Genomic DNA, 25,288 nt, shown 5'->3' on the forward strand with positions numbered 1-25,288 from the left:
GTCTGCAAAGGAGCTGACTGGCCCGCCCTACACGACTCGAACGTGTGACCTACGGCTTAGAAGGCCGTTGCTCTATCCAGCTGAGCTAAGGGCGGTCGGGGAGAAAAGACACGGCCGGCACGGGCCGCATTTGACGCAAGGCTTCGAGCACCGACAAAACCGGCAAACCAGACTCGACGCCCCGAAACAAAACGGGCCCGGCATGAAGCCGAGCCCGAAATTATACCCGATCATCGCGTTACATCATGCGAGGCCGGCCATCGCAGCATCAAACCGGCTGCGGATGCATCATGAACCAGCCGAGGCAGAACACGCCGGCGATCACGCAATACACGCCGAACGAAGCCAGTCGGCCACGCCCTTCGAAATAGCGCATCAGGAACCGCACGCTCAGGTACGCGGCGATCGCCGTCAGCACGCCGCCGAGCAGCGCGTCGGCGAGCTGGTCGCGCGCATGGAACAGCTTCGGCAGTTCGAGCACACCCGCCGCGAAGATGATCGGCGTACCGAGCAGGAACGAGAATTCCGCCGCCTTCTCCGCCGTCAGCCCCGCTGCATTGCCGGCGATCATCGTCAGCCCGCTGCGCGAGAAACCCGGAATCAGCGCGCCGATCTGGGCGAGACCCACGAAGAACGCCTGCTTGAACGTCATCTTTTCGGGCGCCTGATGCGCGCGGCTACGCTGGATGCGGTCGCCGAGCCACAGCAGCACGCCGTTCACGATCAGCGCGATCGCGACGATCCGCAGGTCGTGGAACACGCGTTCGATGCGCTTCTCGAGCAGCAGCCCGACGATGCCGGTCGGGATCGTACCGATGATGAGCGCCCACATCAGGTGCCCGTCGTCGTTCTTGCGGCCGCCGAGCTGCGCAAAGAAGCCGCTGATCAGCGCGACCCAGCGCGCGCGGAAATACCACAGCAGCGCCAGCGCCGTGCCGAGGTGCAGCGCGACGAGGAACGGCAGCAGTTGCGGTGCGTGCTTGTCGATATGCATGCCGAACAAGGCCGGCACGAGCAGCGTATGGCCAAGGCTGCTGACGGGAAAGAGTTCGGTGACGCCCTGCAGGACGCTCAGGAATACCAGAAACCAGAGACTCACGCGTCGGTCCTTTTAGTGAAGATTAAGCGGGAAGAAAAGTGGACGACGCGATGCGCGTCCGAAAAAAAACGCGCCCCGATTATGCCGAGCCCGGATTACTGCGCCAAGGCATTTGGCTGGATATTGCGGCAATGCACACAAACGCTTGCAACTTGTAAGCACTCAGAAAGCAAAAAGCCCGCCATTTGCATGGCGGGCCTTTCGACTTCGGCAGGAATTGCCGTCAGCGGCCGAGCTGATAGAAAAATAATACCGTGCTGCCGGTGAACATGCCGAACAGTGCGAGTCCCATTGCCATTGCCAGATCCATGGCCCCCTCCACGAAGTGTCATGACCCGGCAACATCACCGGTTTAGAGGCATTATCCCGACCGTTGACAGTCTTAAAAACTCGCGATTTCCCGAGAAGGGTTTTCCCCGAGCCGCCACGGCCCGATAATGGAGCGCGCCGTTCCCGTTCACCCGCCCAACCCGATTCGCCATGCCGACCTTCCAGCAACACGACATTCACGAACTTCACGCCGGCCCGTCGCTCGTCCGGGTCGCTCCGCAATTCGGCGGCCGCCTGCTGTCATGGGATGTCGACGGCGAACCGGTGATCTTCTGGCCGGAAACAGCCGACTGGAGCAACCTCGCGCGCGTGCGCGGCGGCAACCCGCTGCTATTCCCGTTCCTCGGCCGTCACCGCGTCGACGGCGAGCTCGGCCGCTGGCGCGACGCCGCCGGCGTGGTGCGCGACCTGCCGATGCACGGCTTCGCGCGCGACCTGCCGTTCGCCGCGCAACCGTCGGCCGACGGCGCCGCGTTGTCGATGACGCTCGACGCGACCGACACATTGCGCGCGAGCTACCCGTTCGATTTCCGGTTCGAAACGACCTATCGGCTGGCCGACTCGCACACGCTCGAAGTCGCCCTGACGACGACCAATCGCGGCGACACGCCGCTGCCCTACTACGCCGGCCACCATTTCTATTTCGCGCTGCCGCGCGGCGAACGCGCCGAAACCACACTCGAACTGCCGCCCACGCGTCGCTGCGCGCAGCAGCCGGACGGTTCGATCAGCACGCCCGAGCCGGGCGAAGCCCGCTACCGCCTCGACAACCCGGACATCCTCGACCGCTTTCACTGCCTCGACGGCGTGCCGGCCACGCCGGTGCGTATCGTGATGCCGGGCCGCCGCCGCACGATCGAGATCGCGCTCGACGTGCCGGGCTCGATCCCGTGGTACGCGGTCACGACCTGGACCGAAAAGCCGGATTCGGACTTCTATTGCGTCGAACCGTGGCTCGGCCTGCCGGATGCGATCCACAACGGCCTCGGGCTGCGCATGCTCGCGCCGGGCGCGACCGAAACGGCCACGCTGCGGATTCGCGTCCTCCCGCTGGCCGGCTGATACGTGGGCTGATACGTCGGCCGATACGTCGATTCGCAGCGCGCCGAACCGGCGCGCGACGGCCCCGGCAACCGCCCAAACTGCGGTGTGCGGGTCGAACCCGTTAAAATCTGACGTTTTGTGTTGCCTGCCGCGTCACGAGCGGCAGGGTTTTGCGAGGTTCAATGTTCGGAACAACAACGAAGCGACTCTTCGCAGCCGCCTGCGCCGCCCTGCTCGTCGCGTGCGGCTCCGCGCCTGTCGGCCCCGGTTTCTATCGCGTCGAGCGTGGCGATACGCTCTACAAGATCGCGCGCGACAACCGCACGTCGGTAGCGAACATCGTGCGCTGGAACCAGATGACGAACCCCGATGCGATCGAAGTCGACCAGGTGCTGCGCGTCGCGCCGCCGCCCGGCACGACCACCGCATCGACGCCGTCGACCACCGGCACCGGCAGTGCCGGCCGGGCCCGCCCCGCGCCTTCCGCGCCGGTTGAATCGGCCGTCAAGCCGGCCACGAGCATCGCGCTGATCTGGCCGGCAGCCGGCAACGTGGTCCGCACGTTCGACGGCTCGAAATCGAAGGGCATCGACATCGCGAACTCGCCCGGCACGCCGGTGGTCGCGGCCGCGCCGGGTGTGGTGGTCTATGCGGGTAACGGGCTGCGCGGCTACGGCAACCTGATCATCCTCAAGCACAACGCCGACTACCTGACCGCCTACGCGCACAACCGCGCGCTGCTGGTGAAGGAAGGCCAGTCGGTCACGCAGGGGCAATCGATCGCCGAGATGGGCAACAGCGACAGCGATCGCGTCGCGCTGCATTTCGAGTTGCGCTACGGCGGCCGATCGATCGATCCGTCACGCTACCTGCCGGCGCGCTGAGCGCCCGACAGGCGACACGCGATGCCGGCGCGCATCGCGTGCCGTCGCGGTGAAAATCGGGAAAGGTCGTGTCAGCGCTTGCGCAGACGTCCGGTGAAACGGCCGGACAACGGATCGACGTGACGAGCGAACGCTACCAGCACGCCGATTCCGATCAGGCTGAACCCCGCAGCTATCAGAAGTAAATCCATGGTCACACACTGATTGTTACGTGATCTTATGCGTCATTATGGAATCGTGCACTGAGCCGCAAATATTGGACGAGTACGAAGATTCCCTACCATCAGACGTCATTGTGGATTCGTCTGCGTGAAACCCTGATGTAAGCCGTTCGCCTGACACCACGCTGCCGCCCAGGAGACAACGCGATGCTGCCCGCCACCGACCGCTACGACGACCTGCTCACCCGCTTCGCGTGGGACGTTCCGGCGCGCTACAACATCGGCGTGGACGTCTGCGACAAATGGGCCGACGGCAGCGGGCGCCTCGCGCTGATCCACGAAACGGCGCAAGGCGACGTGTCCCGCATCACGTTCGACGACCTGAGGAATGCCTCTAACCGGCTCGCGAACAGCTTTGTGCGCGCCGGCCTGCGACGCGGCGACCGCATCGGCATCTTTCTCGCGCAGGGCCCCGAAACGGCCATCGCGCACCTCGCCGCGTACAAACTCGGCGCAATCGCGGTGCCGCTCTTCACGTTGTTCGGCGTCGATGCGCTCGAATACCGGCTCGCGAACAGCGAGGCGGCTGCGCTCGTCACCGACGCGGCCGGCTACGCGAAAATCGCATCGCTGCGCGCACAACTGCCGGCACTGCATACCGTCTACTGCATCGGCGACGATGCGCCCGACGCACCGGGCGTGCTGCGCTACGACGCGGCGCTCGCCGCCGAAACGCCCGACTTCGTGCCGGCCGATACGGCCGCCGACGATCCGGCGGTCATCATCTACACGTCCGGCACGACGGGCAAACCGAAAGGCGCGCTGCACGCGCATCGCGTGCTGCTGGGCCACCTGCCGGGCGTCGAGATGTCGCAGCAGTGCTTCCCGCGCGACGCACGCCTGTTCTGGACCCCTGCCGACTGGGCATGGATCGGCGGCCTGCTGGACGTGCTGCTGCCGTCGTGGCATCACGGCGTGCCCGTACTCGCCCGCCGCTTCGAGAAATTCGACGGCGACGCCGCGTTCGCGCTGATGGCCCGGCACGGCGTCACCCACGCGTTCCTGCCGCCCACCGCGCTGAAGCTGATGCGCACCGTCCCGGCACCGAGAGAACGCTACGCGCTGTCGCTGAAATCGGTCGCGAGCGGCGGGGAGTCGCTCGGCACCGAGCTGACGGCCTGGGGGCGCGACGCGCTCGGCGTGACGATCAACGAGTTCTACGGGCAAACCGAGTGCAACATGGTGCTGTCGTCGTGCGCGGCGCTGTTCGATGCGCAGCCTGGCGCAATCGGCAAGGCGGTGCCCGGCCATGCGGTCGCGATCGTCGACGCGGACGGCGTGCCGCTGCCGCCGGGTGTCGAAGGGCGCATTGCGGTGCGGCGCCCCGACCCGGTGATGTTCCTCGAATACTGGCGCAATGCCGACGCGACGCGCGACAAGTTCGCGGGCGACTACCTGCTCACCGGCGACACGGGCACGATCGACGCCGACGGCTTCGTGCGCTTCGTCGGCCGTGACGACGACGTGATCACGAGCGCCGGCTACCGGATCGGCCCGGGCCCGATCGAGGACTGCCTGCTCACGCATCCGGCGGTGCGGATGGCGGCCGTCGTCGGCGTGCCCGACGCGACGCGCACCGAGATCGTCAAGGCGTTCGTCGTGCTGAATCCCGGTCACATCGGCGACGATGCACTCGTGCAGGCGCTGCAGGCGCACGTGCGCACGCGCCTCGCCGCGCACGAGTATCCGCGCGCGATCGCGTTCGTCGACAGCCTGCCGATGACCGCGACCGGCAAGATCGTGCGCCGCGCGCTGCGCGACGCGTAAGCCGGCCGCCACCCGCGCGGCCGGATGGTTTAGATGGTTTATAGTGGCGCCACCACGCAGTCTTTCCAAGAAAACGATGTCCTCTGATCACCACGCCGCCGCGGGCGCGTCGCACAGCCCGCTCTACGCCAAACTCCTCGGCGAAACCGCCAAGATCGACTGGTGCGATCTCGAACGCTTCTTCGCGCAGGGCAAGCTGCTGTCCGTTGCGCGCGACCTCGATCTCGTCAGCGTCGCGGAAGCGGTTGCCGGCGACGACGCCGAGCAGGTCACGCGCTGGCTGTCGGCCGGGCTCGTCGCGCGCATGCCGGCCGAAACCGCTGCCGATTACGCGGCGCGCAACCCGGAGCTGTGGGCGGTCGTCGTATCGCCGTGGGTCTGCGTGCAGGAACGCGCCTGACGCGTCCGCCATGTCCGAATCCGCGTTACCGCACGGGGCCGGCACGGGCTCGGCCACCGTCACGCACCGGCGCGTCCTCGCGCTCGCGTTTCCGATCGTCCTCGCGAACCTGACCCAGCCGATCCTCGGCGCGGTCGACACGGCCGTCGCCGGCCACCTCGACGGCGCGCAGTATCTCGGCGGCGTCGCGCTCGGCGGGCTGTTCTTCAATTTCGTGTTCTGGGGATTCGGTTTCCTGCGGATGGGAACGACCGGTCTCGTCGCGCAGGCGCACGGTGCCGGCGACGCCGCCGGAATCCGCCTGAACGTGCTGCGCGCGTTGATCGTCGCGTTCGCGCTCGGCGCCGCGGTGCTGGCGCTGCAAGTGCCGCTGCTGTCATTTGCGCTGTCCGCGCTCGGCGGCAGCGACGCCGTCCGCGCGACGGCGCTCGCCTATAGCCACGCGCGGATCTGGAGCGCACCGTTCGCACTCGCGAACTACGTCGTGCTCGGCTACCTGCTCGGCGTGCAGCGCGTGCGGCTCGCGCTCGTCGCGCAGGTGTTCATCAATGCGGTGAACATCGGCGCCGTGCTGCTCTACGTGTACGGCTTCGGCTGGGGCATTGCCGGCATCGGCGCCGCGACGGCCACGGCAGACGCCTGCGGCTTCGCGCTCGGCGCATGGATGCTGTGGCGGCTACGGCCGCGCGGCCTTGCGCCGATCGCGGTACGCGCACTCGCCGACCGCGTCGCGCTCAAGCGGCTGATCGTGCTCAATCGCGACATCTTCCTGCGCACGCTGTGCCTGCTCGGCGCATTCGGCTGGTTCGCGCACCTTGGTGCGAAACAGGGCGATGCGACGCTCGCGGCAAACGCGCTGCTGCTGAATTTCCAGACGTTCATGGCGTACGGCCTCGACGGCTTCGCGCATGCGGCCGAGGCACTCGTCGGCGCGGCGGCCGGCGCGCGCGACCGTAGCGCCTTCCGGCAGGCCGTGCGCGTCACGCTGCTCTGGTCGGCGCTCGGCGCGCTGCTGTTCGCGCTCGTGTACTGGGCCGCCGGCGGCTGGATCGTCGCGCGCCTGACCGATCAGGCCGAGATCCGCGAAGTTGCGCTGCGCTACCTGCCGTGGGCCGCGCTTTCGCCGATCGTGTCGGTCTGGGGCTTCCTGCTCGACGGCGTCTTCATCGGCGCCACGCAGACGCAATCGCTGATGCGTGCAATGGTCGCGTCGTTCTCGATCTTCGTCGTGGCCACGCTCGCCGCCGTCGGCACGTTCGGCAATCACGGCCTCTGGTTCGCGCTGCTGCTGTTCATGGCCGCGCGTGGCGCGACGCTGGCACGCTACCTGCCCGCGCTGTTGCGGCACATCGGCACCGACGCGCCTGCAGCCCGCGCCTGACGGCGCACCAAAGCGGCCGCAAGCGGCCGTTACTGCGTGGGTTTAGGCGGCGGCGCGTCGAGCATCGACGGCGGCGTCATGTCGGTCGGCACGCCGTGATAGTCGGCCGGATCTTCCGGCGGATGGCCGCGACGGGCCTGATGAGGATCGCTGGTACAACCGGCGAGAATGGATGCGGCCAGCACGGCCAGCATGAAACGGATCATCGGGTATGGCTCCGGAAATCGGCGTGCCCATCGCACGCCGGGACCGCGCCGAGTCTAGCGGAAATCCTGCTTCGGAGTCGCGCCGCGCATGTCCTACTATGTACGCATGGCGCTGTGCCGTGGAAAGGAGGCTGCCATGTCGTCTGAGGAAATTGCCGGCCTGATCGGTCTGTTCATCGGTCTGATGGTGCTCGTCGCCCTGTCGTTCTTCGAGTCGCGCGAATACAAGCGCAGCCATGGCGGCGAAGGGATGATCCATCACTGGATGGCCGAACACCACCTGCTCGACTGGCGGCGCAAGCATTAAGCGCGCTGCTGCCGTCCGGCCCTCCCCCGGGCCGTTCGCGAACGTACCGTCCCGCGGCACGCCGGTGATCGTGTATCGCCGAAACTAACGGGGTCCGATTCACACACGTTGGCGAGATGAACAAACGCCGTCGCGCGGCTCATGCCACGCGACGGCGTTCGCTTGCACGCGCCCGGACGGACGCGACGCGGGTCAGGCGGCTCAGCCCAGGAAGTGGCGGGCGTAGCGCGCGTTGATGTCGGACAGGCGGAACAGCGTCAGGAAATCCGCGCAGTTGAAGTCGGGATCCCAGGCCGGCGCACCGCAGATCTTCGCGCCGAGACGCAGGTAACCCTTGATCAGCGGCGGCGGCGCCACGACGGTGCCCGTCTGCAGTTCGTCGACCGGCAGGGCCGTGTGCGGGAACGCGCGATACTCGGGCGCCGTCAGCGAACCTGCGGACAGCGACTGGTACAGGTTGGCCGCATAGTGGCCGCCGTCGGCCATCGACACGCTCGCGCAGCCGAGCATCGTCTCGTAGCCGTTCTGCATCATGTACGCACCAAGGCCGCCCCACAGCGCCATGATGACGGCGCCGCTGCGGTAGTCGCTGTGCACGCACGAGCGGCCGACCTCGACCATCTTGCCGCGCAGGTGCGTGAGGCGCGACAGGTCGAATTCGCCTTCGGCGTACAGGCGGCCGACACGCGCCGCCTGGTGAGGCGGCAGCACACGGTACGTGCCGACCACCTTCAGGGTGTCGAGATCGCGAACCAGCAGGTGGTCGCAGTACGCATCGAACGGATCGACGTCGAGGCCGGAGGGGCCGCTGACCTGCGCGCCCATCTCTTCGGCGAACACGCTGTAACGCAGGCGCTGGGCTTCGCGCAATTCGTCTTCCGTACGCGCCCACGCGGCGCGCAGGCGATACTCCGACGTGACGGTTTCAGCGGCGCGCGGCAGGTGGCGCCGCGACGTATCGAGGGGCAGCGAGGCAAAAGGGAGCGTAGGCGTCGGCAGTTCTCGCATTAGGCTTTCCTGGTCGTAAGGAATAGGACGACATGCCCGCCAATGTAGTAATCGGCCGTGACCGTTATGTGGCACGACCGTGTCCTTTCAATGACGTGTCGCCGAATTGACTTTAGCAGAAAGCTTGCGAAACCGTATGACGAATGCCTTCAAAGCCCTTCAGGCGGGCCTCACACCAGATCGGGCGTCAATACCGCCCGCAGCACGGCCTGCCGGCTGCCGTCACGCGTGCGGCTCGCGAGCCACACGATTCCGCCCTTCTTGACGCTCCAGCTGTCGTCGCCGCCGGCGATCAGTTGGGCGGCGACGCTGCCGAGCGTCGGCTGGTGCCCGACGATCACGACCGTCGGCGCGATGCCGTCCGGCCAGCCAGCCACTTCCAGCACGTCGTCGACGCTGCCGCCCGGCGCGAGCGTATCGACCGTCCGGTACTGGTCGGTCAACGCCTCGACAGTCTGCACGGTGCGGGCCGCCGGGCTCGCGAGGATCAGGGTGTTCGTCTCGAGCCGGCCGCGCAGCCACTTGGCCATCGCCTGCGCGTCCTTGCGGCCCCGGACGGTCAGCTGCCGCGCCAGATCGCTCGTCGCGTAGTCCTCGGCTTCGGCGTGGCGCCACAGGATCAGGTTCATCATGATGTTCTCCTTGCGTCGGCGAACGGCCCCGCGCCCATGCGTGCGGGCCGGCCGATTACCGTGCGAATTGTCGCAAATTGCGGCCGGCTCGCCGCCGCGGCATTTACCCGCATATGGGGATTGACCGGAGCAACCATTCGACGATAGAATCTTTGGCTCGTCGGAGCGTAGCGCAGCCTGGTAGCGCATCTGATTTGGGATCAGAGGGTCGTAGGTTCGAATCCTATCGCTCCGACCACCGGAATCAAGGGGTTACAACACATCGTGTTGTAACCCCTTTTCCATTTCGGGCTCGTGAAACGACCCGGTTGGCCGCCGGCGCATTCGCGCCGCATGTCACTCGATCGGCTCGAGATGACGCATCGCGACCGGCAATCGATTGGCCGGTACGCTTTCCGTCGGCCGGCCTTTCCACCCGGAATATCGATAAACCAGATACTTCCCGTCCGTCTCGCCGCCCTCGTTGGGGATAATCACCCACATCTCCCGACGCCCCGAATACAGCCACCGCGGCAGTGCCTTTTCCGCGAAATAGATGCGCTCTTCGACATGCGTTGCCGGATTCAGCCGGATTGCGACGCCCTTCAAGTAAGGGGATCCATAGTTCAGTACGAAGACGAGGGTCTTGCCGACGCACCTTGACAACGCAATCCTGCCCACAAAATCGGTCTCCGGCATGTCAAGGAACGCGCGCCCGGTTTTGTGCCCCCGCCGCACGAACAGCGCATCGCCGTCCAACCCATGCGAGCGGGCCTCGAGCGCGATGCGGCTCCCGTCCGCCAACGGGCAGGAAAGTACCTGACGCAGGCCCCCGGCATCATCGATTCCCGGCGTTGCACCGAATGTGGCCGTCGCCATCCATAAAAGACCGACGGCGAGCGCTCTCATTCGACCTTTACCGGTCATCACTTCCGTAGCGAATCGACTCATTGAGTTGCAGCATCGCGGGTTATCCACTTCGGCACGCTCGCACGAATCCCTTCTCTCCAGAAGCACGCGGGCGGATCAACTGGGCCTATCTCGAACACGTAGCGGTACCATTATCGACGCCCCAACGCCAAACCGGAGTTTCGTCAACCATGCCGACATCCCTGTCGTCCCTGCAACTGCCCGAAGGCCTCGGCACCATCGGGAATCTGGCTGTCGAGTGCGTCGAGGATGAACGGAAAACATACGAGATGTGGATGCTCGAAACGGACCTTCCTTTCGACGAAGCCGTGTCGCGATTGTCGACCTTCGTCAAATGCCATTTCACCGGCGACGAGCGAATCTCATCCGTCGACAGCTTCGGCTTCCGCAGCTGGGCGGCCTCCTGGTCCCGCGACAAACAGGAAATCTCGGCCCAGCTCACCGCCACCGACGACGGCAGCTCGGGTTACCTGCGCAATGCATACGACGCCGAATGAAAACACGTGCCGCCCCCGACACCGTCCGGACCTCGCATGACTGCCCCCTCGACTGATCGTCCGGCAAAACCGGCGATGAATATCGCGACCGTCATCGCAATGATCATCGGCGCCGCCGTACTCGCTTTCTGCGCCGTGCAGGCCTATCGGACGACGATCTTCGTCTCGCATGCTTCCCGAGCGCCCGGTGTAATCGTCAAGTCGAGCGGACACCCGACCATACGCTTCGAAACAGCGCAGGGCGAGCGCATCGAGTTCGTACAGAACGGCGGCATGGACGGTCCGCCCGGAACCGCCGTGCCGGTCTTGTACGACACCGCCGAACCCGCGGAAACGGCCCGGGCAGATACGTTCCTTGCGACATGGGGCGATGTGCTGTGGGGATTGCCGGCAGGCCTCGGCTTTCTTGTCCTGCCGCTGTTTGGCGTGCGGTTCGTGCTCACCGGGCGGTACGGGAACGCGATAAGCCGTTGAGCGACGACTTGCAGGTCCATGCGATGCCCGGGCATACGCGGCGGGCCTGGGCGCTTTCATCATCGGTCACGTTTGCGAAGGACACGAATCGAACGAGGTAGTCCGCCCCACCGCCGCAACCCGCATACGACACTTCCGGGAACACGCGATAATGCGCGTGGACAACCTGCATCCGCGCATGACAAACAACATTCTCAAGGCCGCCCTCTGCGCGGCGCCGCTCGTGCTGGCAACCACCGGCACCGCGTCGGCCAAGGCACTCGACGACGCACTCGACTGCCACTCGACCGGCCACAAGTTCGTCGCGCCGCTGCTCGCCGCCGGCGACATCCAGTCGGAACCGATGCACGTCGAACCGAACTCGGTCAACGCGTTCCGAACGAGCCACTCACTGACCGCATACGGCTTCGGCGTCTACGTCGTGCTCGGCTATCAAGCGAACGACCCGATCTTCCGCACGGGCGACGGCACGCCGATCGGCGACTGGGCCTATGGCGTCGTGGTGCGCGGCACGAAAAGCTCGGTGGAGGAAGCCGTGCGCAAGGCCGGCAGCGACGCGACCGTCAAGCAGGCGTTTCCGTTCCTGACCGCGATCGTCTGCTCGTCGGACTGAGCGGCCGCGAGGACGATCATGCGGCAATCCCGAGGGGCAGCAAGCCATCCTGCTGCCCGGCCGCTCCCAGCCCCGCCATCGACGTTTTATGCGCCGGTATACACCACGCGATACGGGATACCGACCTTCTCCCACTCCGCCGCTTCCTGGCTGAGGCTGTAGTCGGTCAGCGGGTTCTGCTCGACCCACGCGCCCGGCAGGCGCACTTCATACCCGCCCTTCTTCATCTGCGAAACGGAAATGTCGGGCAGCCCCGCGTCGGTCCGGCGCCGGCACAGCAGCGCCGCGAGCCGCAGGCAGAACAGCAGCGGCCACTCGACCTCGCGCGCCTGCGACAGCTTGCCGAGCTTGCCCGCGTGACCGAGCACGAGCGCGGCGAGCCGCGCCTGGTCGGTGCGCGAAAAACCCGGCATGTCCGCGTTGCTCGCGATATACGCCGAATGCTTGTGATACGCGCTGTGCGAGATCGACAGGCCGATCTCGTGCAACGCGGCCGCCCAGCCGAGGAACATCCGCCCTTCCTCGCGCGCTTCGTCGTCGGCTTCTTCGAGTTCGTCGTAGAAACGCCCCGCCAGCGCGCCGATCCGCTCGGCCTGCGCACGATCGACACCGTAGCGACGCGTAAAGCCCTCGACGGTCACCGCACGCATGTCTTCATGCTGCGTCCGGCCGAGCAGGTCGTACAGCACACCGAGGCGCAGCGCGCCGTCGGTCGTATCGACGTAGTCGACACCGAGCTCCTCGAACACCGCGAGCATGATCGCGAGGCCACCCGCGAGCACCGGCACGCGATCGGGCTTCAGCGCGATCAGCTTCAGCCGGTTGACGTTCTCCGACTTGATCAGCGCGCGCTTCAGGCGCTCGAGGCCGCCGCGCGAAATGCCGTGCGTGATGCCTGGATCGTTGAAGCCGTTCGCCTCGACGAGTTCGGCAAGCGCACGTGCGGTGCCGGACGAACCGATCGCCTGGTCCCAGCCGGCCTTCTTGTACTCGCTCGAAATGATTTGGATCTCGCGCTTGGCCGCGAGTTCGGCCTGCCGCATCGTGTATTCGTCGACGTTGCCGGCAGGGAAGAAGGTGCGGCTGTGGCTCACGCAGCCGATATAGAGGCTCTCCATCACGATCGGCGTGTAGTGCGAGCCGATGATGAATTCGGTGGAGCCGCCGCCGATGTCGACGACGAGCCGCTTGCCGGCGCTCGCCGGCACCGAGTGCGCGGCGCCCGCGTAGATCAGGCGCGCCTCTTCGCGGCCTGCAATCACTTCGATCGGAAAACCGAGCGCCGCTTCGGCCTCACCGAGAAATTCGCCTGCGTTCTTCGCGACCCGCAGCGTGTTGGTCGCCACCGCGCGCACATGATCGGGATGGAAATCGCGCAGACGCTCGCCGAACCGCTTGAGCGCCTCCCAGCCACGCTCCTGCGACGCGCGATCGAGCATCTTGTCGCTCGACAGGCCCGCGGCCAGCCGGACGGGCTCGCGCAGCGCATCGACGGGATAGATCTGGCTGCCCGCCGGCGTTTCCTCGACACGCCCGACGATCAGCCGGAAGCTGTTCGAGCCGAGATCCACGGCAGCCAGCAAGTGGGGGGTTGTAACCATCAGAAGGGGCTCCGTGCGCGTTCGCCCGCGGCGGCCGGTGCGACAGCCCTGGGCGATCAATCAAAGGCGACATTTTAAGCGTGGAACGCTTGCCATTGCCACGCTTCACGGGCATGCACACCGCTCGTTTGCATATCGTCGAAACATTTATGAGACGAAACGGTTACAGCGTAGAATTTCCCGATATAAAACCATTATCGTCATCAGCACGTCATCGTACCGTGAGAGTTTCCGAGCGTCCTTTCGAATCATCGCCCGAATCACCCCCTACTCTGCCGATGTCCGTCCGTTATCCGCTTCTCAATCGTGAACTCGGCATCCTCGGTTTCAACGAGCGCGTGCTGGCCCAGGCAGCCGATCCTCAAGTCCCGTTGCTCGAGCGCCTCCGCTTCATCTGCATCACCAGCAGCAACCTCGACGAATTCTTCGAGGTACGGATGGCCGGCCTGCAGGAGCAGATCCGCGACAACCCCGGCGCACTGACGCCCGACGGCATGTCGTTACAACATGCTTACGATCTCGTCGTCGAACGCGCGCAGCGGCTCGTCCACCGACAGTACACGATGCTGCACGAAACCGTGCTGCCCGCGCTCGAACAGGAAGGCATCTACTTCCATGCGAGCGACACGTGGAACGACGAGCAGCTCGAATGGGCACGGCACTACTTCCTCGACGAGCTGCTGCCCGTGCTGACGCCGATCGGCCTCGATCCCGCCCACCCGTTCCCGCGCGTGCTGAACAAGAGCCTGAACTTCGTCGTCGAGCTCGAAGGCCGCGACGCCTTCGGCCGCCAGGCCGTGATGGGCATCGTACAGGCGCCGCGCGCGCTGCCGCGCGTCGTACGCATGCCGCACGCGCTGTCGGGCTTCGAGCACGGCTTCGTGCTGCTGAGCTCGTTCATGCAGCGCTTCGTCGGCGAACTCTTCCCGCAACTCGTCGTGAAGAGCTGCAACCAGTTCCGCATCACGCGCAACAGCGAACTGTTCGTCGACGAGGACGAAATCACGAACCTGCGCGTCGCGCTGCAGGGCGAACTGCCCGCGCGCCACCTCGGCAACGCGGTGCGCCTCGAGGTGTCGGCCGACACGCCGACGCACATCGTGCGACGCCTGCTCGACGAAAGCGAACTCGGCGAGAAGGACTGCTATCGCGTGGCCGGATCGGTGAACCTCGTGCGGCTGATGCAGATTCCCGATCTCGTCGACCGCCCCGACCTGAAGTTCACGCCGTTCACTGCGTCGACTCCCGCCGCGGTCACGAACGCGCCGACGATGTTCGACGCGATCGACAACGGCGACATCCTGCTGCACCACCCGTACGAGAGTTTCCAGCCGGTGCTCGAACTGCTGCAGCAGGCCGCGAAGGATCCGAGCGTCGTCGCGATCAAGCAGACGATCTACCGCACCGGCACCGATTCGCCGCTGATGGACGCGCTGATGGAAGCCGCGCGCAACGGCAAGGAAGTGACCGTCGTCGTCGAACTGCTCGCACGCTTCGACGAGGAAACCAACATCAACTGGGCGTCGCAGCTCGAAGCCGTCGGCGCGCATGTCGTGTACGGCGTGGTCGGCCACAAGTGCCACGCGAAGATGATGCTGATCGTGCGGCGCGTCGTGCGGGCCGGCAAGGCGTCGCTGCGCCGCTACGTGCACCTCGGCACCGGCAACTACCACCCGCGCACGGCGCGCCTCTACACCGACTTCGGGCTGATGACGGCCGACCAGAAGATCTGCGAGGACGTCCATCACGTGTTCCAGCAACTGACCGGCATCGGCGGCGAACTCACGCTGCACGAGCTGTGGCAGTCGCCGTTCACGCTGCATCCGCGCATCATCGACTCGATCCGCGCGGAGATCGACAATGCGCGTGCCGGCAAGCGCGCGCGGGTCGTCGCGAAGATGAACGCGCTGCTGGAGCCGACGGTGATCGCCGCGCTGTACGAAGCGTCGCAGGCCGGTGTCAAGGTCGACCTGATCGTGCGCGGGGTCTGCGCGCTGAAGCCCGGCGTGCCGGGGCTGTCGGAGAACATCACCGTGCGCTCGATCGTCGGCCGCTTCCTCGAGCACCACCGGATCTACTATTTCCACGCGGACGGTGCCGAGGATGTCTATCTGTCGAGCGCCGACTGGATGGACCGCAACCTGTTCCGCCGCGTCGAAGTCGCGTTCCCGATCCGCGATCGCAAGCTCAAGCGGCGCGTGATCGCCGAGGGTCTGTCGGTGTGCCTCGGCGACAACCAGTCGGCATGGCAGATGCACAGCGACGGCCACTACCGCCGGCGCCGTGCCGGCAAGACGATCCGCAACGCGCAACTCGGGTTGCTCGCGAAGTTCTGCTCCTGAACCGGCCGCGCGGCGCGAGTCGCGCGCCGTGTCGCCAACAAAAAAGCGCAGCCGTGGGCTGCGCTTTTTTGTTGCGAATCCGGCATGCCGCTCGCCGAACGAGCGACGGCATGCCATTACGCGATCAAGCTTCGTACGCGGCCGGCCGGATCGCGATGATGCGCGAGCCCGGGAACCGCGCGGTGAACGTGCTGCCGCGCCCTTCCTCGCTCTGCACGTACAGGTGCGCGTCGTGCCGCTGCAGCACGTGCTTGACGATCGCGAGCCCGAGCCCCGTGCCGCCCGTGTCGCGCGAACGGCTGCGGTCGACGCGGTAGAAGCGTTCGGTAAGCCGCGGCAGGTCGGCGGCCGGAATCCCGAAGCCGCTGTCCGTGACGGAAAACACGCCTTGCGCGCCCTCGCGCCGCCACGTCACGACGATCTTGCCGCCTTCCGGCGTATAGCGGATCGCGTTCGTGACGAGATTGGCGAATGCACTGAACAGCTCCGTCTGCGCACCGGTGACGCCGAGTGTCTCGTCGATCGAGAACGCGATGTCGTGATGCCCGTTCGACAGCGTCTGCGCGTCCTCCTTCAGATGGTCGAACACGGCACGCATGTCGATCGCGCGATCGAGCGGCGGCTTGCTTTCGCCTTCCAGCTTCGCGAGCACCAGCAAGTCGGTCACGATGTGCCGCATCCGCGAGGCCTGCTGCTCCATCATCTCGAGATAGCGCGCGCGGTCTTCCTCGTTCAGCGGCAGCTCGCGCATCGTCTCGAGGAAGCCCGACAGCACGGTGAGCGGCGTCTTCAGTTCGTGCGACACGTTCGCGACGAAGTCGCGCCGCATCGCGTCGGTCCGCTCGAGCTCGGTGATGTCCTGCGTGAGCAGCAGCTTGCGGTTCTCGCCGTACGGAAACACCTGCACTTCCAGCACGTTCTGCCGCGAGTCGCCCATGCCGCGCATGACGAGCGTCTCGTCGTAATGCTGCGCGTTCAGGTAGCGGACGAAATCGGGATGGCGTACCAGGTTGGTGATGTGCTGGCGCAGGTCGCGCTTCGCGTCGAGGCCGAAATGGACTTCGGCGATCGCATTGCACCACTCGATCTGATCGTGGTCGTCGAGCATCGCGACACCGTTCGGCGACGCCTGGATCGCCTGGATGAAGCGCGAATGCTGCTGTTCGACCTGCCGCACCTGCGCATGCCACTGCTTCGCGAGCTTATGCAGACGATAGTAGATCTCGCCCCAGATGCCCGGCGCACTCGGCACTTCACCGTAGACTGGCGCATCGAGCAGGCGCCACAGACGCTGCGTGTGGAAGGTGCTGAAAAAGCCCTGCGCGACCAGCATCACGACCACGAACACGAGGCCCGCGGTCGGGCCGGCGAACACGCCGACCAATACGCCGATCAGCACGAGCAGCACGAGCGACACCAGAAAGCGCGCCCAGATGATGTTCATGATTCAGCGCCCGATAGAATGAACGGCATGCCGTGGCACACGGCAGGCCCGAATACGTTACGCGTGCTTGGCGAGCCGGTAGCCGCTGCCGCGCACGGTCTCGATCATCGCATCGCAGCCGGCCGGTTTCAAGGCCGCACGCAATCGTTTGATGTGCACGTCGACGGTGCGCTCCTCGACGAATACATGGTCGCCCCACACCTGGTCGAGCAATTGCGTGCGGCTGTGCACGCGCTCCGGGTGCGTCATGAAGAAATGCAGCAGGCGGAACTCGGTCGGGCCGAGATCGAGCTTGATCTCGCTGCCTTCCGCATGCGCGGCGACACGATGCGTGGCCGGGTCGAGGCGCAGCCCGTTGATCGACACGACGTCCTCGGTCAGCTGCGGCGCACGACGACGCAGCACGGCCTTGATCCGCGCCATCAGTTCCTTCGGCGAGAACGGCTTCGTCACGTAGTCGTCCGCGCCGATTTCGAGGCCGAGCACCTTGTCCTGCTCGTCGCCGCGTGCAGTCAGCATGATGATCGGGATGTGCTTGGTCCGTTCGTTGTTGCGCAGGTCGCGCGCGAACGCGATACCGGACTTGCCCGGCAGCATCCAGTCGAGCAGCACGAGATCGGGCAGCACGTCGCTGATCAGGTTCTGCGCCTGTTCGGCGTTGTACGCGCGAATCGGGCAGTGACCGGCGTGCTGGAGATTCACCGAGATCAGTTCGGAAATCGCGGGCTCATCTTCAACGACGAGAATGTTGCTGGGCATCGGCACCTCTTTTTTCCCTGTACGGAGTCGATTAACTGTTGGCTTCGCGATCGAGCGTGTCGCGCGGCTGGTGCCGCACATCCGTGCCCTTCACGATGTAGATGATGAATTCGGCGATGTTCTTCGCGTGGTCGCCGATCCGCTCGATCGCCTTCGCGATGAACAGGTATTCGAGGCCGACCGAGATCGTGCGCGGATCTTCCTGCATGTACGACACGAGCTTGCGCACGAACGCACGGAATTCCAGGTCGATCTCCTTGTCGTCCTTGACGATCTGCGCGGCGGCCACCGTATCGAGACGCGCGAACGCGTCGAGCGCTCGGCGCAGGATCGTCACGGCCATCTCGCCCGACACCTTGATCTCGGCGATGTTGACCGCACGCGCGGCCGGCTCGTCGACCAGGCGGCGAACACGCTTGGCGATCTTCTCGGCCTCGTCGCCGGCGCGCTCGAGGTTCGTAATCGTTTTCGAAATCGACATCAAAAGGCGCAGGTCACGCGCGGCAGGCTGCCTCCGCGCGATGATGTTGCCGCACTCCTGGTCGATGTCGACTTCCATCGCGTTCAGCGTTTCCTCGGCCGCGATCACCTTCTCGGCCGTATCGCGATCGAATTCGTTCAGCGCGTACATCGCGCCGACGATCTGCGACTCGACGAGCCCGCCCATTTCCAGCACTTTCGACGACACGGCATTCAGGTCCGCGTCGAACTGGCTCGACAGATGTTTATCCGACATGGCTGTTGTTCTCCGTCATCAGCCGAAACGGCCGGTGATGTAGTCTTCCGTTTCCTTGCGTACCGGCTTGATGAAGATCTTTTCGGTCTCGCCGAATTCGATCAGCTCGCCCAGGTACATGTAGGCCGTGAAATCCGAGCAGCGCGCGGCCTGCTGCATGTTGTGCGTGACGATCACGACCGTGTAGTCGCTCTTCAGCTCCGCGATCAGCTCTTCGATACGGCCGGTCGAGATCGGGTCGAGCGCCGAGCACGGTTCGTCGAGCAGCAGCACTTCCGGACGGATCGCGATGCCGCGTGCGATGCACAGACGCTGCTGCTGGCCGCCCGAGAGGCCGTAGCCGCTCTGGCTCAGCTTGTCCTTCACTTCGTTCCAAAGCGCGGCCTTCGTGAGCGCCCACTCGACGCGATCGTCCATTTCCGAGCGCGTGAGCTTTTCGAACATCTTCACGCCGAACGCGATGTTGTCGTAGATCGACATCGGGAACGGGGTCGGCTTCTGGAACACCATGCCGATGCGCGCGCGCAGCAGCGAGATGTCGCGCTTCGTCGTCAGCAGGTTCTCGCCGTCCATCAGGATTTCGCCTTCGGCGCGCTGCTCCGGATAGAGCGCGAACATCTTGTTGAACGTGCGCAGCAGCGTCGACTTGCCGCAACCCGACGGGCCGATGAACGCCGTCACCTTCCCTTCGGGAATGCTCAGGTTGATGTTCTTCAGCGCATGGAACTTGTTGTAGAAGAAGTTGAGGTTGTTGACCTCGATCTTCGCGTTCAGCGGCTCGAGCGGACGGCCGTGCGCCGCTTCTTGCGTGCCGGCCGGCGCAGCAGTGCGCTCGACAGGATTCAGGTGGCTTTCTGCCATATTCATCGGATCGCTCCGCCGTTACTTTTTCGAGAAGATCGAGCGCGCCAGGACGTTGAGTCCGAGCACCCCGAGCGTAATCAGGAACACGCCCGCCCATGCGAGCGACTGCCATTCGGCAAACGGGCTCATCGCGAACTTGTAGATCGTGACGGGCAGGTTCGCCATCGGCTGGCTCATGTCCCACGAGAAGAACTGGTTCGACAGGGCCGTGAACAGCAGCGGCGCCGTTTCGCCGGCGATCCGTGCGACCGCGAGCAGCACGCCGGTGATGATGCCGCCCACCGATGCGCGCAGCGTGATCTTCAACACCATCCGCCACTTCGGCGTGCCGAGCGCGAAGGCCGCTTCGCGCAGCGCGTTCGGCACGAGCTTCAGCATGTTCTCGGTCGTACGGATCACGATCGGGATCTGCAGCAGCGCCAGCGCGATCACGCCGGCCCAGCCCGAAAAACGCCCCGACTTCGCGACGACGATCGCGTACACGAACAGGCCGATGACGATCGACGGCGCGGACAGCAGGATGTCGTTGATGAAGCGGATCGTGCTCGCCAGCAGGTTCTTCTGGCCGTATTCGGCGAGATAGACGCCCGCGAGGATACCGATCGGCGTGCCGACCAGCGTGCCGAAACCGCACAGCAGCAAGCTGCCGACAATCGCGTTCGCGAGACCGCCGCCTTCCGTGTTCGGTGCCGGCGTCGATTCGGTGAACAGTTGCAGCGACAGGCCGCCGATGCCGAGATGGATCGTCGTATAGAGAATCCACACGAGCCACAGCAGGCCGAATGCCATCGCACCGAGCGCCGCGGCGAGCGCGATCGCGTTGACGGCCTTGCGCTTGCGCTGCAGGCGGCTGCGCATCGCGTCGAGCACGGCGCCGTCCGGCCCCGGGAAATTCATGATGGGCTCACTCATTTCTTGCCCTCTCCCTTCTCGAGACGAAGCAGCAGCAGTTTGGAGATGGTCAGCACGATGAACGTGATCACGAACAGGATCAGGCCCAGTTCCATCAGCGCGGACGTATGCAGGCCCGGCTGCGCTTCCGCGAATTCGTTGGCCAGCGCCGACGTGATGCTGTTGCCCGGTGCGAACAGCGACACGCTGTCGAGCAGGTTCGTGTTGCCGATCACGAAGGTCACGGCCATCGTCTCGCCGAGTGCGCGGCCGAGGCCGAGCATCACGCCGCCGATCACGCCGGTCTTCGTATAGGGCAGCACGACCTTCCACATCACTTCCCAGGTCGTGCAGCCGATCCCGTACGCCGACTCCTTCAGCAGCACGGGCGTGACTTCGAACACGTCACGCATCACCGACGCGATGTACGGGATGATCATGATCGCGAGGATCACGCCCGCAGCGAGGATACCGATACCGATCGGCGGGCCGGCGGTCAGCGGGCCGAGAATCCAGACGTCCTTGAACAGGCGGCCGAGCGGCTTCTGGAAATATTCCGCGAAGATCGGCGCGAACACGAGCAGGCCCCACATGCCGTACACGATCGACGGGATCGCGGCGAGCAGCTCGATCGCAATGCCGAGCGGGCGGCGCAGCCACACGGGCGACAGTTCGGTGAGGAACAGCGCAATGCCGAAGCTGACCGGCACGGCGATGACGAGCGCGATGAGCGACGTCACGATCGTGCCGTAGATCGGCACGAGCGCGCCGTAGATGTCCGAGTTGGGATCCCACTCGGATTGCCACAGGAAGCCGAGGCCGAACTTCTGGATGGTCGGCATCGACGCGATGATCAGGGAAACGATGATCCCGCCGAGCAGCAGCAGGGTCACGATGGCGGCGAGCCGTGCAAGACCGCCGAATACGACATCCCCGAGGCGGCTCGGCGCGCGTTGCTGCGCAACGTCGGCGGACCGTGAGGACGTATAGGAAATATCAGACATGGGTGCCTGCTTTTGATTGCCGGGCGCCGTAACGCCCGGCTTTACCGCACACACTGCCCGACCGGCACGGCCGGGCAATGAACCGCTGCAATGCTTACTCGGCGGCGACCGACTTGCCCGAAGCGTCCGTCACCTTGGCCTTCCACTGCTTGCGGATTTCCACTTCGACTGCCGGCGGCAGCGAGATGTAGTCCAGGCTGTCAGCAGCCTTCTCGCCGTTCTTGAACGCCCAGCTGAAGAACTTCAGCGTTTCCGCGCCCTGCTCCGGCTTTTCCTGCTTCGCGTGCAGCAGCACGAACGTCGCGCCGACGACCGGCCATGCTTCCTTGCCCGGCTGGTTCGTCAGGATCTGGTAGAACGACTTCGACCAGTTCGCGCCTGCCGCAGCGGCCTTGAACGTTTCCGTCTTCGGCTCGACCACCGTGCCCGTCGAATTCTTCAGGGCCGTGTAGACCATGTTGTTCTTCTTCGCGTACGCCCATTCGACGTAGCCGACTGCGCCCGGCAGGCGCTGCACGAAGGCTGCGACGCCGTCGTTGCCCTTGCCGCCCGTGCCCGTCGGCCAGTTGACCGTCGTGCCTTCGCCGACCTTCGACTTCCACTCGTCGTTGACCTTCGACAGGTAGTTCGTCCAGATGAAGCTCGTGCCCGAACCGTCAGCACGGCGAACCACGGCGATGTCGGTATCCGGCAGCTTGACCTTCGGGTTCAGCGCGGCGATCGCCGGGTCGTTCCACTTCTTGATCTTGCCGAGGTAGATGTCGCCGAGCACCGGGCCCGACAGCGTCAGTTCGCCGGCCTTCACGCCCGGCACGTTGATGACCGGCACCACGCCGCCCACCACCGTCGGGAACTGGAACAGGCCTTCCTTCGCGAGCTCGTCATCCTTCAGCGGCGCGTCCGAACCGGCAAAATCGACCGTCTTCGCGACGATCTGCTTCAGGCCGCCCGACGAACCGATACCTTGGTAGTTGACCTTCGCGCCGCCGGTCTGCTGGTAGTCAGCAGCCCATTTCGTATAGATCGGCATCGCGAACGTGCTGCCTGCGCCCGTGATGTCGGCAGCGTGAGCGGCGACGGCGAAAAGCGCGCCAGCCAGGCCGGCAATCGCGGTTTGCATCAATTTCATGAGACCTCCAGTGTGTGAGCGGATGACTACGGCACCGCGAAGGTTAGGGGCTCCTCATGACGGTAATGTGACAATCGATGAAACTGGCGTGACAGTAACATGACTAGTTGAAAGGGAGTGGCGGAGGCCGTGCGCGCGGGGCCCGGATGGCGCCGGAACGACGAGGGCGGCAGAAATTGCCTGCCTGAAAGGGACGGGATGACTTCCCGTTTCCGCGATGTGTGCGGCGGGATCGTAGCGCAGCGTCGGCGGCATGGAAAGCCTCCACCCGCGGCTGGCCCGGTATAGGGGTCCGACGATTTTTCACCCCCTTGGGATGCAGCGGTCGATTCGCCTTACTTATAGGTACCGCAAACCTTTGCGTCTGACGAAATTGCGGCGCCCGAAGGCGCCGCATGCCGTTTCACCGGAGCGCCGGCGCGGGCGTTTGACCGCCCCGCGCCGGGCCCGCGCGTCAGGTCGTCGCCGCGCGTACCGCGTCGGCGATCGTCTCCGCATGGCGGACCGCGTCGGCCGCCTGCTGCGCCTCGACCATCACGCGCAGCACGGGCTCCGTGCCCGATGCGCGGATCAGCACGCGGCCGCTGCCGGCGAGCGCGGCTTCGGCTGCGTCGATCGCGGCGCGAATCGACGTGCTGCCCTTCCAGTCGGCGCCCGGCTTCATCCGCACGTTGATCAGCTTCTGCGGGAACAGCGTGACGCCGTCGAGCATCTGCGCGAGGGTCTGGCCGCTGCGCTTCAGCGCAGCCAGCACGAGCAGCGCCGACACGATGCCGTCGCCGGTCGAGTGGCGATCGAGCGACAGGATGTGGCCCGAGCCTTCCGCGCCGAGTTGCCAGCCATGCTCGCGCAACTGCTCGAGCACATAGCGGTCGCCGACCGCCGCACGGACGAACTTCACGCCTTCGCGCTGCAGCGCGACTTCGACGGCGAGATTCGTCATCAGCGTGCCGACCGCGCCTGCGACCTTGCCGTCGGTCGCGATCCGGTCCTTCACGAGCACGTAGAGCAGCTCGTCGCCGTTGTACAGGCGCCCGGTCGAATCGACGACCTGCAGGCGGTCCGCGTCGCCGTCGAGCGCAATGCCGAGATCGGCGTGGTTGGCGCGCACCGCGCGCACCAGCGCGTCCGGCGCGGTCGCACCGACGCCGTCATTGATGTTGAAGCCGTTCGGCGCGACGCCGATCGGGATCACGTCGGCACCGAGTTCGTGGAACACGTGCGGCGCGATCTGGTACGCGGCACCGTGCGCGCAGTCGATCACGAGCTTCAGCCCGCGCAGGTCGAACGCGGCCGGGAACGTGCTCTTGCAGAACTCGATGTAGCGGCCGGCTGCATCGTCGAGGCGGCGCGCCTTGCCGAGGCCGTCGGACGATGCGCATTCGAGCGGCTTGTCGAGCCACGCTTCGATCGCGGCTTCGGTGTCGTCCGGCAGCTTGTTGCCGTCAGCGGAGAAAAACTTGATCCCGTTGTCGTGATACGGGTTGTGCGATGCACTGATCACGACGCCCGCCGACAGGCGCAGCGCGCGCGTCAGATACGCGACGCCCGGCGTCGGCATCGGGCCGGCCAGCATCACGTCGACACCGGCCGCCGAGAATCCGGCCTCGAGCGCAGCTTCGAGCATGTAGCCCGACACGCGCGTGTCCTTGCCGATCAGCACCGTCGGACGCGAGCCTGCCGCGCCATCGGCCGAGCTGGCCAGTACCTTGCCGGCCGCGTAGCCGAGACGCAACACGAAATCCGGCGTGATGGGCGCCTCGCCCACCGTGCCACGAATGCCGTCCGTGCCGAAATATCGACGTCCCATAGCGAATCTTCCTCCTTCGTCTTCTGACTTATCGTTGCCGCGCGGCTTCGCGCACGGCATTCCAGATTTTCAGCGCATCGACCGTAGCAGCGACATCGTGCACGCGCACGATCGCCGCCCCGCGCTCGACCGCGCACAATGCGGCCGCCACGCTCGCCGCAACGCGCTCCATCGGCGGCTTGCCGCCGATCAACGCGCCGAGCATCGACTTGCGCGACATGCCTGCGAGTATCGGATACGCGCGCCCGTCGGGCCGCGCGGGCGCCGTTTCCGGCAACGCGGCCAAGAGCGCGTAGTTGTCGTCGACAACCGCCTTGCCGAACCCGAAACCGGGATCGACGCAGATCCGCTCCGGCGCTATCCCCGCCTCGCGCAGCGCCTGTGCGCGCGCGGCGAGAAAATCACGCACGTCGGCCACGATGTCGCCGTAATCGGGTTCACCGACCTGCATCGTTTGTGGCTCTCCGAGCATGTGCATCGCACACAGCCCGCAGTTGCCCTCGCGCACCGCGTCGATCGCGCCCGGCTGGCGGAACCCCCAGATGTCGTTGATCAGGTCGGCGCCTGCGGCCAGCGCCGCGCGCATCACGGCCGGCTTGTAGGTATCGATCGACAGCGGCACGTTCAACGGCCGCAGCGCTTCCACGAGCGGGATCACGCGCGCGAGCTCCTCGTCGAGCGGTACGGGCGGCGCGCCGGGGCGCGTCGATTCGCCGCCGATATCGAGGAGGTCGACGCCTTCGGCGATCATCCGCTCGGCCTGGCGCAGCGCATCGTCGCGCGCGAGGAAGCGGCCACCGTCGGAAAACGAATCAGGCGTAGCGTTGAGGATGCCCATCACGAGCGGGCGCTCGAACGTCAGTTCGAAGCGGCCGCACTGGAGCGGCGCGGGAATGTGTGGAGAAGCAGCGGAATCGGACACGAGCAACTGGCGCG

At 65.6% G+C, this 25,288-nt stretch carries 25 protein-coding genes and 2 tRNA genes; 11 read left to right on the forward strand and 16 right to left on the reverse strand.

Annotated features, from left to right (window positions below; all coding sequences use genetic code 11):
• Positions 1 to 18 precede the first annotated feature (18 nt).
• Positions 19 to 95 (reverse strand) — tRNA-Arg (locus HAV18_RS29260).
• A gap of 173 nt (positions 96 to 268) precedes the next feature.
• Positions 269 to 1,099, reverse strand: coding sequence for an undecaprenyl-diphosphate phosphatase (locus HAV18_RS29265; RefSeq protein ID WP_166963098.1), 831 nt, complete (start codon positions 1,097 to 1,099; stop codon positions 269 to 271).
• 480 nt (positions 1,100 to 1,579) lie between these two features.
• On the opposite strand from HAV18_RS29265, the gene HAV18_RS29270 reads away from it, so the two are divergent.
• The 5 genes from HAV18_RS29270 (at position 1,580) to HAV18_RS29290 (ending at position 7,126) form a co-directional block, all read left to right on the forward strand.
• A complete protein-coding gene (locus tag HAV18_RS29270; protein WP_166963100.1) occupies positions 1,580 to 2,491 on the forward strand; it encodes an aldose epimerase in 912 nt (303 codons plus the stop codon).
• Positions 2,492 to 2,655: 164 nt separating this feature from the next.
• On the forward strand, positions 2,656 to 3,357 hold the full coding sequence (locus HAV18_RS29275) for a peptidoglycan DD-metalloendopeptidase family protein (protein ID WP_166963102.1): 702 nt from the start codon (positions 2,656 to 2,658) through the stop codon (positions 3,355 to 3,357).
• Positions 3,358 to 3,725: 368 nt separating this feature from the next.
• Positions 3,726 to 5,345 carry an acyl-CoA synthetase gene (locus HAV18_RS29280; protein WP_166963104.1) on the forward strand — a complete coding sequence of 540 codons (1,620 nt, stop codon included), beginning with the start codon at positions 3,726 to 3,728 and terminating at the stop codon, positions 5,343 to 5,345.
• A 76-nt stretch (positions 5,346 to 5,421) separates the two neighbouring features.
• Positions 5,422 to 5,745: a DUF2288 domain-containing protein gene (locus tag HAV18_RS29285; RefSeq protein WP_166963106.1), complete on the forward strand. Its 324-nt coding sequence runs from the start codon at positions 5,422 to 5,424 to the stop codon at positions 5,743 to 5,745.
• A 10-nt stretch (positions 5,746 to 5,755) separates the two neighbouring features.
• Positions 5,756 to 7,126 (forward strand): MATE family efflux transporter, encoded by a 1,371-nt coding sequence (locus tag HAV18_RS29290; protein WP_166963108.1) that lies wholly within the window; start codon positions 5,756 to 5,758, stop codon positions 7,124 to 7,126.
• Between the two features lie 29 nt (positions 7,127 to 7,155).
• Here HAV18_RS29290 and HAV18_RS29295 read toward each other — a convergent pair whose 3' ends face one another.
• Positions 7,156 to 7,332 carry a hypothetical protein gene (locus tag HAV18_RS29295; RefSeq protein WP_166963110.1) on the reverse strand — a complete coding sequence of 59 codons (177 nt, stop codon included), beginning with the start codon at positions 7,330 to 7,332 and terminating at the stop codon, positions 7,156 to 7,158.
• A 136-nt stretch (positions 7,333 to 7,468) separates the two neighbouring features.
• Here HAV18_RS29295 and HAV18_RS29300 point away from each other — a divergent pair, with 136 nt between their 5' ends.
• Entirely contained in the window at positions 7,469 to 7,639 is a 171-nt protein-coding gene (locus tag HAV18_RS29300) for a hypothetical protein (protein WP_165765590.1), read from the forward strand.
• A gap of 201 nt (positions 7,640 to 7,840) precedes the next feature.
• Here HAV18_RS29300 and HAV18_RS29305 read toward each other — a convergent pair whose 3' ends face one another.
• The gene (locus HAV18_RS29305; RefSeq protein ID WP_011351620.1) at positions 7,841 to 8,647 is read right to left on the reverse strand and encodes a GNAT family N-acetyltransferase; all 807 of its coding nucleotides are present in this window, start codon (positions 8,645 to 8,647) and stop codon (positions 7,841 to 7,843) included.
• 170 nt (positions 8,648 to 8,817) lie between these two features.
• Positions 8,818 to 9,279, reverse strand: coding sequence for a phosphohistidine phosphatase SixA (gene sixA, locus HAV18_RS29310; protein ID WP_166963112.1), 462 nt, complete (start codon positions 9,277 to 9,279; stop codon positions 8,818 to 8,820).
• A 161-nt stretch (positions 9,280 to 9,440) separates the two neighbouring features.
• On the opposite strand from sixA, the gene HAV18_RS29315 reads away from it, so the two are divergent.
• A tRNA-Pro gene (locus tag HAV18_RS29315) sits at positions 9,441 to 9,517 on the forward strand.
• Between the two features lie 98 nt (positions 9,518 to 9,615).
• Here the strand turns inward: HAV18_RS29315 and HAV18_RS29320 are convergent.
• Positions 9,616 to 10,167, reverse strand: coding sequence for a hypothetical protein (locus tag HAV18_RS29320; protein WP_166963114.1), 552 nt, complete (start codon positions 10,165 to 10,167; stop codon positions 9,616 to 9,618).
• Between the two features lie 191 nt (positions 10,168 to 10,358).
• Here HAV18_RS29320 and HAV18_RS29325 point away from each other — a divergent pair, with 191 nt between their 5' ends.
• The 3 genes from HAV18_RS29325 to HAV18_RS29335 all read left to right on the forward strand — a co-directional run bounded on the left by HAV18_RS29325 (position 10,359) and on the right by HAV18_RS29335 (position 11,772).
• Positions 10,359 to 10,685 carry a hypothetical protein gene (locus HAV18_RS29325; RefSeq protein WP_166963116.1) on the forward strand — a complete coding sequence of 109 codons (327 nt, stop codon included), beginning with the start codon at positions 10,359 to 10,361 and terminating at the stop codon, positions 10,683 to 10,685.
• Positions 10,686 to 10,721: 36 nt separating this feature from the next.
• Positions 10,722 to 11,159: a DUF3592 domain-containing protein gene (locus tag HAV18_RS29330; RefSeq protein ID WP_166963118.1), complete on the forward strand. Its 438-nt coding sequence runs from the start codon at positions 10,722 to 10,724 to the stop codon at positions 11,157 to 11,159.
• Positions 11,160 to 11,337: 178 nt separating this feature from the next.
• The gene (locus tag HAV18_RS29335; RefSeq protein ID WP_166963120.1) at positions 11,338 to 11,772 is read left to right on the forward strand and encodes a hypothetical protein; all 435 of its coding nucleotides are present in this window, start codon (positions 11,338 to 11,340) and stop codon (positions 11,770 to 11,772) included.
• An 86-nt stretch (positions 11,773 to 11,858) separates the two neighbouring features.
• On the opposite strand, the gene ppx is transcribed toward HAV18_RS29335, so the two are convergent.
• Positions 11,859 to 13,373, reverse strand: a complete 1,515-nt coding sequence (gene ppx, locus HAV18_RS29340; protein WP_166963122.1) for an exopolyphosphatase — start codon at positions 13,371 to 13,373, stop codon at positions 11,859 to 11,861.
• 278 nt (positions 13,374 to 13,651) lie between these two features.
• Between ppx and ppk1 the strand changes: the two genes are divergently transcribed.
• A complete protein-coding gene (gene ppk1, locus HAV18_RS29345) occupies positions 13,652 to 15,715 on the forward strand; it encodes a polyphosphate kinase 1 (protein WP_166963124.1) in 2,064 nt (687 codons plus the stop codon).
• A 124-nt stretch (positions 15,716 to 15,839) separates the two neighbouring features.
• Here ppk1 and phoR read toward each other — a convergent pair whose 3' ends face one another.
• The 9 genes from phoR to folP all read right to left on the reverse strand — a co-directional run bounded on the left by phoR (position 15,840) and on the right by folP (position 25,274).
• Entirely contained in the window at positions 15,840 to 17,159 is a 1,320-nt protein-coding gene (gene phoR, locus HAV18_RS29350; RefSeq protein WP_166963127.1) for a phosphate regulon sensor histidine kinase PhoR, read from the reverse strand.
• Positions 17,160 to 17,216: 57 nt separating this feature from the next.
• Positions 17,217 to 17,918, reverse strand: coding sequence for a phosphate regulon transcriptional regulator PhoB (phoB, locus tag HAV18_RS29355; protein ID WP_027787869.1), 702 nt, complete (start codon positions 17,916 to 17,918; stop codon positions 17,217 to 17,219).
• A 31-nt stretch (positions 17,919 to 17,949) separates the two neighbouring features.
• Entirely contained in the window at positions 17,950 to 18,654 is a 705-nt protein-coding gene (gene phoU, locus HAV18_RS29360; RefSeq protein WP_166963129.1) for a phosphate signaling complex protein PhoU, read from the reverse strand.
• A gap of 18 nt (positions 18,655 to 18,672) precedes the next feature.
• Positions 18,673 to 19,521: a phosphate ABC transporter ATP-binding protein PstB gene (gene pstB, locus HAV18_RS29365; protein WP_048025399.1), complete on the reverse strand. Its 849-nt coding sequence runs from the start codon at positions 19,519 to 19,521 to the stop codon at positions 18,673 to 18,675.
• 15 nt (positions 19,522 to 19,536) lie between these two features.
• Positions 19,537 to 20,430, reverse strand: coding sequence for a phosphate ABC transporter permease PstA (gene pstA / locus HAV18_RS29370; protein WP_166963131.1), 894 nt, complete (start codon positions 20,428 to 20,430; stop codon positions 19,537 to 19,539).
• Entirely contained in the window at positions 20,427 to 21,413 is a 987-nt protein-coding gene (gene pstC / locus HAV18_RS29375; protein WP_031400991.1) for a phosphate ABC transporter permease PstC, read from the reverse strand. Before pstC ends, pstA begins: the two co-directional genes overlap by 4 nt.
• A 94-nt stretch (positions 21,414 to 21,507) precedes the next feature.
• Positions 21,508 to 22,542: a phosphate ABC transporter substrate-binding protein PstS gene (pstS, locus tag HAV18_RS29380; RefSeq protein WP_166963134.1), complete on the reverse strand. Its 1,035-nt coding sequence runs from the start codon at positions 22,540 to 22,542 to the stop codon at positions 21,508 to 21,510.
• Between the two features lie 454 nt (positions 22,543 to 22,996).
• A complete protein-coding gene (glmM, locus tag HAV18_RS29385) occupies positions 22,997 to 24,352 on the reverse strand; it encodes a phosphoglucosamine mutase (protein ID WP_166963136.1) in 1,356 nt (451 codons plus the stop codon).
• Positions 24,353 to 24,380: 28 nt separating this feature from the next.
• A complete protein-coding gene (folP, locus tag HAV18_RS29390; protein WP_166963138.1) occupies positions 24,381 to 25,274 on the reverse strand; it encodes a dihydropteroate synthase in 894 nt (297 codons plus the stop codon).
• Between the last annotated feature and the right edge of the window lie 14 nt (positions 25,275 to 25,288).

It is taken from the genome of Burkholderia sp. D-99 (genome assembly GCF_011605345.1).
In the GTDB taxonomy this organism is placed as follows: domain Bacteria; phylum Pseudomonadota; class Gammaproteobacteria; order Burkholderiales; family Burkholderiaceae; genus Burkholderia.